Annotated in this window: 9 protein-coding genes; all 9 read right to left on the bottom strand. The window is 37.3% G+C overall.

All coding sequences use genetic code 11. The features are described 5' to 3' along the window. Positions 1-21 precede the first annotated feature (21 nt). The 9 genes from A3EM_RS0104365 to nifJ all read right to left on the bottom strand — a co-directional run bounded on the left by A3EM_RS0104365 (position 22) and on the right by nifJ (position 12864). The gene (locus A3EM_RS0104365; protein ID WP_020526953.1) at positions 22-3393 is read right to left on the bottom strand and encodes a SusC/RagA family TonB-linked outer membrane protein; all 3372 of its coding nucleotides are present in this window, start codon (positions 3391-3393) and stop codon (positions 22-24) included. 278 nt (positions 3394-3671) lie between these two features. Beyond that, complete coding sequence (locus A3EM_RS0104360; protein WP_020526952.1) at positions 3672-4733, bottom strand: FecR family protein; 1062 nt, start codon at positions 4731-4733, stop codon at positions 3672-3674. Between the two features lie 132 nt (positions 4734-4865). Continuing rightward, positions 4866-5480, bottom strand: a complete 615-nt coding sequence (locus A3EM_RS0104350; RefSeq protein ID WP_044237465.1) for an RNA polymerase sigma factor — start codon at positions 5478-5480, stop codon at positions 4866-4868. Positions 5481-5542: 62 nt separating this feature from the next. Continuing rightward, positions 5543-5737 carry a hypothetical protein gene (locus A3EM_RS0104345; RefSeq protein WP_020526949.1) on the bottom strand — a complete coding sequence of 65 codons (195 nt, stop codon included), beginning with the start codon at positions 5735-5737 and terminating at the stop codon, positions 5543-5545. A 78-nt stretch (positions 5738-5815) separates the two neighbouring features. Then, positions 5816-6316 carry a hypothetical protein gene (locus tag A3EM_RS0104340; RefSeq protein ID WP_020526948.1) on the bottom strand — a complete coding sequence of 167 codons (501 nt, stop codon included), beginning with the start codon at positions 6314-6316 and terminating at the stop codon, positions 5816-5818. A 253-nt stretch (positions 6317-6569) separates the two neighbouring features. Further along, positions 6570-7628, bottom strand: coding sequence for a hypothetical protein (locus A3EM_RS0104335; protein ID WP_020526947.1), 1059 nt, complete (start codon positions 7626-7628; stop codon positions 6570-6572). Between the two features lie 228 nt (positions 7629-7856). Continuing rightward, positions 7857-8366, bottom strand: coding sequence for a flavodoxin (locus A3EM_RS0104330; RefSeq protein ID WP_020526946.1), 510 nt, complete (start codon positions 8364-8366; stop codon positions 7857-7859). A gap of 153 nt (positions 8367-8519) precedes the next feature. After that, positions 8520-9563: a dihydroorotate dehydrogenase-like protein gene (locus tag A3EM_RS0104325; RefSeq protein ID WP_020526945.1), complete on the bottom strand. Its 1044-nt coding sequence runs from the start codon at positions 9561-9563 to the stop codon at positions 8520-8522. 94 nt (positions 9564-9657) lie between these two features. Then, positions 9658-12864 carry a pyruvate:ferredoxin (flavodoxin) oxidoreductase gene (gene nifJ / locus A3EM_RS0104315; RefSeq protein WP_020526943.1) on the bottom strand — a complete coding sequence of 1069 codons (3207 nt, stop codon included), beginning with the start codon at positions 12862-12864 and terminating at the stop codon, positions 9658-9660. Positions 12865-13045 lie beyond the last annotated feature (181 nt).

Raw genomic sequence — 13045 nt, 5'->3', positions numbered from 1 at the left:
ATTCTGAATAAAACTTCATTCTTAAAAGCCAAGACTTAAACCTAACATAAAGGTTCTCGCTCTTGGATAAGCATTATCATCAATACCAAATCTAGGTGTACCAGTATTGCCACTAATATTTCCAATCTCAGGATCAAGACCAGTGTAATCAGTGATTACAAACAAGTTTTGGATAGTTCCATACAATCTCAATTTCATATTCTGAAGTTGGTTGAAAGAATATCCTAAAGTCATGTTGTCCATTCTCAGGAATGAAGCATTTTCAATATAAACATCAGAAAAATACTGTGGGGAAGTAAAGTTGGTTTCATTAATCGAACTTACCAGATTAGAAGGGGTAATTTCAGTAATAATCCGGTTGTAATAAGCACCGTTAGAAGCCACATTATTATAAACATAGTTGCCTACATTTCCCCTCAAGGTAAAACTAAAATCGAAGTTTTTCACATTCAACTGAGAAGTTAAGCCATAGCTCACATCAGCTGCAGGATTTTTATAAGTTACCTTATCCAAATCGTTCACCTGCTCATCTCCATTGGTATCTTCATAAATATCAGCAAGGTTAATTTCCCCATCTTCATTATGATCCACACCATCTAAAAGTGGATTACCGTTGGCATCTCTCTTGTGTTTGAATACATAGAAAGAATTAATAGGTTCCCCCACCCTGTTGATTTGAATATTATTTCCTACACCACCAGAAATTCCACCTGTTGGATATCCTTTAAAATCAGGATCTTCAAAATTGGTCAGTTTGGTGATTTTATTTTTATTGGTAGAAATATTAAAACCTAAATTCCAGGTAACATCAGGCTTGGAAATCACCACGCTATTGATGGTAAATTCTACCCCTTTATTTTCCAATGAACCAATGTTGGTCAGGATAATATTGGTAAGATTAGAACCTGCAGGTACAGTAATGTTGGAAAGCAAATCACTTGTATTTTTCTGATAGTATTCAATAGAACCGTATAATTTGCCATCTATCAATTCATAATCTAATCCTATATTTAAAGACTCAGTTTCTTCCCACTTCAGATTAGGATCGTAACCATTTGGCCGCACAGTGGTATAGAATTGGTCGCCAAACTGGTATTGCGCCAGGTTATCACCATAAGTATAAGTTGGCAGGAATTTATAATCACCAATCTCCTGATTACCAGTCACTCCCCATCCTACTCTAAATTTCAAATCAGACAGGAATGAACCGGATGCAATTCCTTCCATAAAATTTTCATCAAAAATTCTCCAGGCGAAAGCTGCTGAAGGGAAAGTACCCCATTTGTTGGTTTCACCAAATCTGGAAGATCCGTCTCTTCTTAAAGTTAAGGTTAAAAGGTATTTATCTTTATATCCGTAATTCACTCTACCCCAGAAGGAAATCAATCTGTTTTCCAAAATATTGATTGCAGAAGAGTTGTTGGAAGCAGGAGCCGCACTGTTGAAGCCTAAAAGGTTTGAGCTCAGATCCCATGCTCTGAATTCCGGAAATTCATTGGAAAAGTCCTGGTAAGAATAACCTGCAGTAGCACTAAGGTTACTATTGATTCCATCCAGTCTTTTGTTATAATCCAGGAAGAAATCCAATAACGTGCTTTCTTTTCTAAAATTAGCCCTCCTGATCTCTCCATTGTCAGTGTATTGAGACCTTAAGTTACTTGGAAGGAATCTTTTTCTTTCCCCGGAAGTAATATCATATCCCAAATTCAACTTGGCATTCAATCCATCAATATATGGTAATTCGTAATCGAATTGCACATTACCCAAACTTCTGAATGTTTTTCCGTAATCCTCAGTAAGGTTTAGTTCTGCCACAGGGTTTTTATTTCCCAAATCATTTTCATATTCAAAATATCCACCCCACTCACTATTTGCATCGTAAATTGACTGCGTTGGATCCATTCTTACTGCGCCTCCAATTATGCCATTCGGGGCAAACCTGTCTTTAGTATCAGAAACCTTCACATTAGCATCAATTTTCAATTTGTCATCAAAAAGCCTTTGATTGTAATTGATACCAAGACTTGTCCGTTTTGTATTAGAGGTTTTTACAATTCCATCCTGATCCAAATGCCCGATAGATGCTCTGAAACCAGTATTTTCTCCACCGCCCGAAAAACTAACTGCGTGATTCTGACCAAATCCATTTTGGTAAATCTGATCCTGCCAGTCTGTATTTGAATTTCCAAGAATATCTACCCTGTCTGGAGCTCTTTCTGTTAAAACACTTCTGAATTCATCTGCACTCAAAACATCCACCATTTTTATTGGATTTGCCACTGACATCCAGCCATCATAAGAAATGCTTCCTTTGCCTCCTCTATTTCCTTTTTTGGTTGTAATAATGATTACCCCATTTGCAGCTCTTGAACCGTAGATAGCAGCAGCAGAAGCATCTTTCAGCACTGTAAAACTTTCAATATCATTGGGGTTGATAAAATTTAGCGGGTTTCTTCCGCTTTGAAAACCACCAGGATTATGGGGAGAGTTATCTACCGGAACGCCATCAATTACGTACAATGGTTCGTTACTTGCTGAAAGGGAAGTTCCACCCCTGATTCTGATGGAAGTCTGACCTCCTGGCTCACCTGAGTTGGATATAATTTGAACACCAGCTACCTTTCCGGCAATTAACTGATCAGGATTTACAATCGCACCATTATTAAAACTTTCTGAATTTACTTCTTCAATCACACCCGTCACATCCTTTTTTTCTTGTTGGCCATAACCGACCACAACCACCTCAGAAAGTGAGGTCACATCCAGTTCAAGTGCCACATCCATATTAGATTGGTTGGCCACAGGAACTTCTTTGGAAATAAAGCCGATATAAGAAAAAACAAGGATGTCTTCTTCTGCCTCTACATTTACTTTAAAATTTCCATCAAAATCAGTTACAGTACCATTCATAGTCCCTTTCACCAGGATATTTACCCCGGGAAGTGGCTCTCCATCTTCGGCTGAGGTCACTTTTCCGGAAACTTCTCTTTGAACTGGATTCAGCACTTCTTCCACCCTAGCCAGTGGATCTCCCTCCTTTTCACTAATGTGAATATTATCATTTACTCGCTTAAACTTCAGGTTGGTTTCGCTGGAAATTTCCCTTAGTAAATTAGCAAGAGATTCTCTGCGTTTATTGATTGTTATACGTTTATCTTCAAGGGTAACTTCATGAAAAGAGAAGTAAAAATCGCTTTTACGTTCAATTTCAGAAAGCGCTTGCTTTAAGGTCACATCTTCCATTTTTATAGAAAGATATACATCCTCAATACTCACAGGTTGTGTATGCCCGCTTTTGGCTAAAATGAAGCTATAACACAAGCCCTGAATTAACATTCCATATATTGCATATTTCGACATAAGCCAGATTTGTCGGATTACATTCAATTTCATATTTTTACAATGTTTTGATGAGAAATTAATTTTTTGTCAAAGTGCACCCACCCTTACAATCTGCTTTGAATACCGAGGCTAAGGGAAAACCGAGCAATTGTAAGATGAAGGAATGAAGTCAGTTACTATCTGGTAACTGGCTTTTTTTTCTAAACTTTATTTAGGGGGGGAATGTAGTTTTGTCTTCATATTTCATATTTTTTTTAGTAGTTGATTTTTATTATGTAATAACTGTAATTACATGGAAATGGAGTTTTCGTATTAACTCTTAGCTTTCCTTAGTTGATAATTACATTGCCTTTTTCCATTTTGAATTTGAAACCAGAGGTGAAACTGATCCCTTCCAGTACTTCTTCAAGGGATTCATTTTCAAATCTCCCTGAATAACCCTTCACCAGTTTAGGATTATTTTGAATAATAAAACTAACCCCATACCATCTTTCCAGTTTAAGCCTGATTTCTTCGAAGTTTGCATTCTTGAATAGTAGTAACCCGTCTTTCCAACCCAACTCATCTTCAAACAGAAACTCTTTTTTTACAAGATTGTTTTTTTCTTTATTTAATGATGCCATCTCCATAGGGCTTAGCAACATATTTTCACCTGCATTAACCTGATTGGTTACTTTCACCTTTCCTTCCAGTAGAGCCACCTTCATTTCCTTCTCATTGGAATAGGCCCTAACGTTAAAGGCAGTTCCCAATACTGTAGTGGAAAGATTTCCTGAATATATGGTAAAAGGTCGGTTAGAATCTTTGGCTACTTCAAAAAAAGCTTCTCCCTCGAGATATACCTCCCTTTTATCCGGAGCAAAGTTTTCAGGAAATCTTAATTTACTCTCAGAATTCAATTTAATTTTTGACCCGTCTTTCATGGTCAAAGTAACTTTTTCTCCTTTATCTACTACTTTTTCAACCCATTCTACCGCTGAAAGGTTCTCTTCTCTATTCCCAAAATCAAGAAGATCACTTTTCCAAAAAATGAAAGAAACAGCCACCAGCAATAACAATGAAGCTGCAATTTGCAAAGCGCTCCTCGAAATTTTGAAATTGATTACATTTTCACGTTTATCCCTAGTCGTTAAAAATTTATCCTTAGGCTGAATGGCTGTTCTTAGTCTATGTAAATCTTTTTGATATTTATATTCATCCAGTTTATAAGTCTGAAAGTTTATACCCGACAAAACCCGCTCTGCCTCTTCTGCGATCTCCAGTTGACCAGGGTTAGATTTTTTCCAGTTTTCCCAAAATGCCACCGCATCAGCAGAACTTTTCCTCACATATTCCTGAAAGGATTCATCACTTAAAAAATCTTCTAAAGTATATTGTCTGTAGTCTTTCACGATTTATTGAAATATTTTAAAGGTGTTTGGAACAGTTCAATTTCCCAACCTTTATATCTATCTCTGAATTCCTTTGATTTTGTACTGGATATTTTTAAAAAAAAATTAAAAAAATATATAAACCCCTGATTATCAACACCAAAAAATCAACACAAAAACTAAAAACAAAAGTAATTCTTTCATTTTTTTCAGGGATTCACTCATCAGATTCCGAACAGATTGATAATTGATTTGATAAACTTCTGCAATTTCTTTATAGCTTAAATTGCTATAAAACTTGAGGTAGACCACTTCTTTTTGTCGGGGGGAAAGAGATTGAAGGGCCTGCGTAACTTTTTGGACATGCAGTTCTTTATATTCCTTTCCAATAAGAAAATCCTCATGGGAAATTACCATATCCGGTTCTTTTCCATTACTCTCACCGATTAATTTATGGTGCTCCTTAATTTTGTCGATAACAATGTTCCGGAGAAATTTAAAAAGATATGGTTTAAAGTTTTCCAAGGATTTTAGTTTTCCCTTTTTCTCCCAAAGTTCAAGGTACATGTCATGAATACAATCCCTGGAGAGTTCTTCATTGGAGGACAATCTTATAGCGTAGTTAAATAACAAAGCATGATTTTCCTGGTAGATTTCGAAAAATGCATCTTCATCCCCTGACTGGAATCTTTGCCATAATGTCTTTTGGTTTTTTTTCCGGGGACTTTTTTCCATTAATTCGTTTCCTGAATGGTTACTAGTTTCCACAAATATAAATTCAAAGAAGCAGAGATTTATGAAAAGACTGCATCTTTATGATTGTGGACATCTCATTTATTTGATTTTCTAATTTGTTCCTTTAAAAAACATGAATACTGAAGAATGATAATATATGCTGTAAAGACCTTATCCTCAACAACCAATTCAATTTTATCCAATGCCCTGGTAGTATAACTTTCTCTGGAAAGAATGTGTATGGGAAGAATATCATCAAAAGTGCTTATGATCACCAAAACGTCTACCATGCTGAGACCTGTTTTTGGGTTAAATAAGCATTCCAAATAAAAAAGGCCTAACCTTATGAAGGTTAAGCCCTTTGCACTTTAGTGATGAATTCTAAGTTTGTTGAGGCTTCTGATGAAATCTTCCGGATCTTGTGTTCCAATTATAATATTGGAGCCATCTAACAGATGGAGTTCTATTCCTTTGTTACCACTTATAGAAAAGGTCTGCCCATTTCGGCTTCTGGTAATTCCCCTTCCTCCGTTTTCCAGGGCATTATAAGTAATTGGCTTATAGCTACAAATCTCACTAAATGGAATAAACTTTACATCGGACTGGATTAACCAGAAGTTTAAGTAAATGCCATCCTCCTTGATAATTGTTTCTAATTCCATTCTGTAAAACAGGAAAACTAATCCTAAGAGGAATCCCGAGGAAAGCAACAGTAAAAAGTTATCCATTCGGACTAAATCGAAGGGAATATCCGAAAATACCTGCCTGATGGCACCGTAAACAAAAATACTGGTAGTGGGTAATAAGACTCCCCACAACCACTCAGATCTGAATCTTTGATTTTCGATATAAATAATATCACTCTCCATAGTTTTTTGGGTTTGAGATAGCTAAGCGCTTATTTACATATTAAATTTAAGCATAAACCTGTTCAGTTAAATATTCTTTTTAGAAAGATTTTCTTGGGTAACAGCAAAGCAATTAAGAAATACCACACTGAACCAAATTTCCTGAACTGTACATTCGCCTCCAGGGACGATTTTAACAAAAAATCAAAAATTTAAATATGCCCAAATTTAAATAATACCGAAAAGGTGAAAATCAGAGATTGAAAAGCCTCTTTTACATGTTGAAAGTAACTTTCCCCACAGACCTAACAGGCTTTTTCATAATCATTCTCAAGCTGGAGTTTAGAATTTCACCCATGTTTCGGCAGGCAATAAATTCCGAATCATTATATAATTCTGCCAGTTCATATTTCAATTGATCTACATTTTCTTCGGTAGAAATTCTGTCATTTGACATGGTTTTTACCAAAGCATTTAGTTGTAATTCTGAAGTCCTGATTCTATTAGCAATTCTGCTCCGCTCTTCCTTTTGGTATTGAAGTTCAACTTCAGGTTTCATATTTTTAAGACCAAGGTCAATTATTGGGTAATTTTCCTTAAAAAATTGAGGCATATAAATGGATTTTCTGCCATCATAAGCCTGCTGATCAAAATCAATAGCACGCATTCGATAATACACTTCATCAAAATCGGGAATGATTTCCACTACAAAATTATCTCCCCGAATATCGCCTAAAAGCTGCACCAGACACCTTTCATTAAACTTCACAAACTCCTTTGCCAGCCGTCTTGCATTTACTTTTTGGGGAATAACATAATGCTTCACAAAGGAATCACCGGGAATTCCGGGAATGTGTTCTTCCAGTAAAGTATTCCCCTTTACAAGATAATTAATTTTATTTGGAGATAAAAGGTGTTCCAGTTCCAAACCATAAATTCTTGAAGCATCCGCTTGTTTAATGTAAAAATAGTCAAACAGGTCATTTAACTTATTTACAATCCTAACCCGGAAAGGTTTGGTGTTGCCATACATACATAAGTCCACTCGGTCTATATACAAGTGGTCCATAATGGAAGTATCTCCATCAGCTTTCATAAGTGCATAAACCTGCTTCAAACAAGCCTGAATATGCTCATTATCTGCCTGCGAATAAAATACAGTTTCCCAATAAGTATCATTTCCATTTTTGTCTTCAAGATTGATGGAACTGGTATAATGGAACAAATCGGAATAAGTAATTGGCACTTCAATTTCCCTATGGTGATTCACCAAAAATCTTCTAAGAGAAGCACTAATCGGATACACAGGTTTTTTTGTGGTAATTGCTGCCATGATTAAATGTTTTTAGAAGTAAATATTTCTTTGTCAAAAATCCGGAGACCTGTTAGTAGTAGATTGTCCATAATTTTTAAATAGAAAGAGCAGGGTCAAAAAAAATGTGTTAGGCCTGCTAAAGGTTAAATATTTCCTGAATAAATAACCCGGACTGGTATTGAAAAAATGACCCTGCCCTAAAATGTTAAGTTTAATGATAGTTCAGTTCATGCTTTAAGCTCAGCGCTAAACCATTTCTGGCTTAATCATCTCCACCCATTTTGCGACTCTTTCATCCGTCAGGTTGGCCTGGTTATCTTCATCTATCGCCAGACCCAAAAATTTGCCATCCTTTAATCCTTTAGAATCTTCAAAATTGTAGCCATCGGTGGGCCAAAGTCCTACCAGCGTAATATCCTTATCTTCAATTTTTTCATAAATCAATCCCATGGCATCGAGAAAAGTATCCGGATATCCATCTGCATCACCTGTTCCCACAAAAGCTACTTTTTTGCCATCAAAATCAGCATCTTCCAATTCATCGATAAAATTGTCCCAGTCTTCCTGCAACTCTCCTATTTCCCAGGTAGAAGACGCCAGAATTACGTTATCGTAGCTATCGAAATCCTCTGCGGAAGCTGATTCTACATTCACCAACTCTGCGACACCTTCACCCCCCAATTTTTCCTGTATTTTAGTTACAACTCTTTCTGTATTACCTTCAGTAGAGCCATAAAATATGCCTATTTTTCCCATTGCTTTATGTTTTAAAAATTAAATTTTAATTAAATGTTTTTGAATTTTAAGTGGTTGAAAAGGAATAACTGTCTTATTACTTGTCACCCCGAAGTAGAGCTTTACTAATTGATAATGAGAAATTGTTACTCTACATAAAAAAAGTACAAGTACTTACCATCTGTCTTCCCAGGAAATTTCTTCATTACCTTTGGGATGGAAAGTCTCGAAGTTTTCTGATTTCATAAGGATATCTACATATTGTGCCCTTTTATAGGTAAATGGAGATGGATCATTTTTAGCAGACAGTTTTCCCCGAAAATCTTTAATGGATTGATAACCTTTGACATTCATCCATTTTTCGATTTCCAATATGATGGTAGATAAATATCCAATGCCTTTTTTGTAAAGCGCACTCACTACCTGAACCGTATCAGCTCCTGCCAAAATAGTTTTAATGGCATCTTCTCCGGTATGGATACCCGTATTGCTACAAATAGATCCTCCCACATGACCGTACAATAACCCGGCATAGCGAATGGCCAGACGATTATCATTCTGGGAACTGAAATTGTAGGGGAAATGATGTTCCTCTTTTTGAATATCAATATCAGGCTGAAATAACCTGTTGAATAAAATAAAAGCACTTGCCCCACTTCTATCCAACCTTGCAATATGCCTCAAGGTATTGGTATAAAACGGGCTCAATTTTACACTTACCGGAATTTTTACAGCTGCTTTCACTTTTTTCAAAATATCCACTTGCTCAGCTTCAATGTCAGTTTCAGCTTTCCAAAAATCTGTATTGTTGGCATAAAAATTCAATTCAAGCCCATTCACACCAGTGGCCTCAAGTCTTTTAGCATACTCCACCCAGGAATCTTCATAAACCGCATTAATACTGGCGATTAAAGGAATTTTCACAGCTTCCCTTGCCTCTTTTAGATGCATTATATATTCGGCAGGGCCGGCATGTTCCAGGTCGGGAAATAAAGTAGCATGTTCAGGGTCCCAGTCCTGATAAGAATCCAACTGATTTTGCATTTCCAGAGATTCAAGTTGAATCTGCTCTTCAAAAAGAGATTTATAAACGATAGCCGCAGCACCGGCTTCTTCTATTTTCTGGAGATTTTTCACATCCTGCACCAGGTTACTTGCCCCTACAATCACAGGATTTTTGAGATTGATCCCCATATATTTTGTTTTCAGATTTGCCATTTCAAAATTGTTTTGGATTTAAAAAAATCAGACATTTTTGGAGAATTAATGGCTGTGAAGTACTTACCAGTGCTCCACAGCCCAACCTTTAAGTTTAGTTATCTGACAGGTGTTTCAAATCGTGGAATCGCCTTTCGTTATCCATTTTCGCTAATTTCTGTAAGCGTTTGGCTTCTTCGGGATTCGCCATTTGAAGCGTTTTGTATCGAATTTCATTTCCGGAAAAATCCTTGAATTCCATAGTCGCTTCTTCAGTTTCCCAAATAAATGGATTTTCGCCTTTTTCAAGCAATTCAGGGTTGAAGCGGTACATTGGCCAGTAGCCAGACTGTGTAGCTTTTTCCGCTTGCTTCTTATTGAATTTCATGTCATAACCATGGGCGATACAGGGAGAATAAGCAATCACGATAGATGGACCATCAAATTTTTCAGCTTCCACCAACGCTTTTGCAGTTTGTTCTCTGTCCATTCCATAATTCACACAAGCCACATAGCAGGAACCATAAGAAGTCATCATCATCCCCAGATTCTTTTTCCCTGCCTGTTTACCATTGGCTGCAAATTTGGCCACAGCGCCTCTTGGAGTAGCTTTAGAGGCCTGCCCTCCCGTATTGGAATAAACTTCAGTATCTAGTACTAATACATTCACATTTTTATCAGAGGCCATAATGTGATCCAAGCCACCATAACCAATATCATAGGCCCAGCCATCACCACCAAAAATCCACACACTCTTATCTACAAAGTAATCCTGTAATTCAATGATCTTTTTAATCACTGGTTTGGCCTTATCCGAAGCTTTTTCCAATGCATCCGGAAGGAATTGCTTTATTTTTTCGGCATTGGCTTTTGCTTCATCATCCACTTTGCCCCAATTTTCAAGGGCAGTTTTCAGCACTGTATTGAGCTCTAAAGTGGTTCCCAAATCAAATAGCTGTTCCACATTGCTTTTAAGTTGTTTCCTGTTGGAATCAACCGCCAGACGCATACCAAACCCATATTCAGCATTATCTTCAAACAATGAATTGGCCCATGCAGGTCCTCTGCCGTTTTTGTCTTTAGTATAAGGAGTAGATGGGAATGTACCACCGTAAATAGAGGAACAACCTGTAGCATTGGCAATCATCATTCTATCACCGTAGAGCTGGGTCACCAGATGGATGTACCAAACTTCCCCACATCCATTGCAGCATCCGGGATACTCGAAATAAGGATCTGCAATATTGCAACTCGGACAAAAATCAAGTTTCTCTACAAATTTGGTTGGATTTCCCGGCTTCCCTTTTCGTTCGAATCGTTTGGTTCCGGTTGGAATAGCCCCATTTAATGGCATCATGGAAACAGGAATACTATCTCCTTTTAGTCTAAGAACAGGATCCATTATTTTATTGGCAAATTCTCCGGCATCTTCGGGAACCACCAATGCAGGTTGGGCAAATTTTTCTATTTCCTGAGGAATTGGAACTTCAAAAACAGCATCAACTGCGGCATCAATAGCATTAAGGTTCATTTCCACTATTTCCGGTCCTTTCCTCCTGAATTGTTTTTCCATGTATTTTTTAATCATGGCAATGGCTTCTTTTTCAGGAAGAATTCCGGACAACTTAAAGAAAGCGGTTTGCATAATGGTATTGATTCTACCACCAAGCCCAACACTTTTGGCGATTTTCGATCCGTCTATGGCAAAAACTTTGATTTTTTTAGCCTTAATGGTATCCTGCATTTCTTTGGTAAAAGTGCTGAATACAGCGTCAGGTTTTTTACTGGTATTGATGAGAAAAGTTCCTCCTTCGGTGATACCTTCCAGGATATCATATCTGCCAATATACTGATGGCGGTGAAGGGCCACAAAGTCTACATTGGTCAGTAAATATTCGGATTGAATAGGCTTTTTCCCAAACCTTAGGTGGGAAACCGTATATCCACCCGATTTATTGGAATCGTATTGGAAGTACCCCTGCACAAACAAACCTGTGCCATCTCCAATAATTTTAATGGCATTTTTATTGGCACTTACCGTTCCATCAGAACCATAACCCCAGAATTTACACCTTACGATACCTTCCTGTTCTGTATCAATTTCCCCATTCATTGGAAGTGATAAATTAGTCACATCATCATTGATTCCCACTGTGAAATTATGCCAGCCATCATTATCCAGATGTTTGAATACTTCTTTGATCATGGCAGGGGTAAATTCCTTAGAAGAAAGTCCATATCTTCCACCGATTACTTTAATTGGTTTTCCCTGTAGCGCAGTCACCACATCCAGATAAAGCGGTTCTCCAATGGCTCCGGGTTCTTTAGTTCTATCCAACACTGCTATTTTTTTGACAGAAGCAGGAATTTTATCTACAAAATCTTTAACTGAGAATGGCCTGTACAGGTGAATTTTTATTGCTCCGACTTTTTCGCCCTGCTTATTTAAATAGGCTATAGTTTCTTCAATAGTCTCAGTAGAAGATCCCATGGAAATGAGGATTTTTTCAGCTTTTGGGTCCCCTATATATTCAAATAACTCATACTTCCGACCTGTTTTCTCAAAATACAATTTCATATATTTATTCACAATATCAGGGCAGGCATCATAATATTTGTTCACAGTTTCCCTTCCCTGGAAATAAACATCAGGATTTTGAGCACCCACTTTACATACAGGATCTTCAGGTTTTAAGGCTCCAGACCTGAATTCCTCTACAAATTTCATATCCAACATCGACCGCAATACTTCATAATCAATCGATTCAATTTTTTGAATAGAATGAGAAGTTCTGAAACCATCGAAAAAATGTAAAAATGGGATTTTTGATTCCAAAGAAGCTAAATGAGCAATGGCTGCCATATCCTGAGCTTCCTGCACATTTCCGGAAGCCAGCATGGCAAATCCTGTACTCCTGGTTGACATCACATCAGAGTGGTCACCAAAAATGGAAAGTGCCTGACAGGCAACCGATCTGGCCGAAACATGGAAAACGGTTGGCAACATTTCCCCTGCGATTTTAAACATATTCGGGATCATCAGCAATAAGCCCTGGGAGGCGGTGAAAGTGGTGGTTAAGGCTCCTCCGGTCAGGGCTCCGTGGATGGCACCAGCGGCACCTGCTTCCGATTGCATTTCCACAACATCAATTGATTCCCCAAAAAGATTCTTTTTACCCATGGCAGACCAGGCATCTGCTTTTTCTCCCATATCAGATGAAGGGGTAATAGGGTAAATAGCCGCTACTTCACTAAAAGCATAGGCAATATTGGTGGCTGCTGTATTACCATCGCAGGTGATAAATTTTTTCTCATTTTCCATTTTAATTATGGTTTATGGTCAACAGAATTGGATATGTTTCAATGGGTTTGCTGTTTCAAAAAATTTTAGCTCGCTCATTATAAGGATGAAGGTAGAGATATGATAAACATTTAAGAATGAGGATTGTCAGTAGCAGAAATGACTTATATCAAATGGAAAAGATGGAAATGTCAATATTTGA

The organism is Flexithrix dorotheae DSM 6795 (assembly GCF_000379765.1).
Lineage (GTDB): Bacteria > Bacteroidota > Bacteroidia > Cytophagales > Flammeovirgaceae > Flexithrix > Flexithrix dorotheae.
Note: the sequence above shows the minus strand (reverse complement) of the source record. Positions and strands in the feature narration are given on the sequence as shown.

What these genes read in the sequence shown, in the direction of transcription:
- A3EM_RS0104345 (WP_020526949.1), bottom strand. Translation starts at nt 5,737, where the DNA reads ATGGTAGACGTTTTGGTGATCATAAGCACTTTTGATGATATTCTTCCC.
- A3EM_RS0104335 (WP_020526947.1), bottom strand. Translation starts at nt 7,628, where the DNA reads ATGGCAGCAATTACCACAAAAAAACCTGTGTATCCGATTAGTGCTTCT.
- A3EM_RS0104365 (WP_020526953.1), bottom strand. Translation starts at nt 3,393, where the DNA reads ATGAAATTGAATGTAATCCGACAAATCTGGCTTATGTCGAAATATGCA.
- A3EM_RS0104330 (WP_020526946.1), bottom strand. Translation starts at nt 8,366, where the DNA reads ATGGGAAAAATAGGCATATTTTATGGCTCTACTGAAGGTAATACAGAA.
- A3EM_RS0104340 (WP_020526948.1), bottom strand. Translation starts at nt 6,316, where the DNA reads ATGGAGAGTGATATTATTTATATCGAAAATCAAAGATTCAGATCTGAG.
- A3EM_RS0104325 (WP_020526945.1), bottom strand. Translation starts at nt 9,563, where the DNA reads ATGGCAAATCTGAAAACAAAATATATGGGGATCAATCTCAAAAATCCT.
- nifJ (WP_020526943.1), bottom strand. Translation starts at nt 12,864, where the DNA reads ATGGAAAATGAGAAAAAATTTATCACCTGCGATGGTAATACAGCAGCC.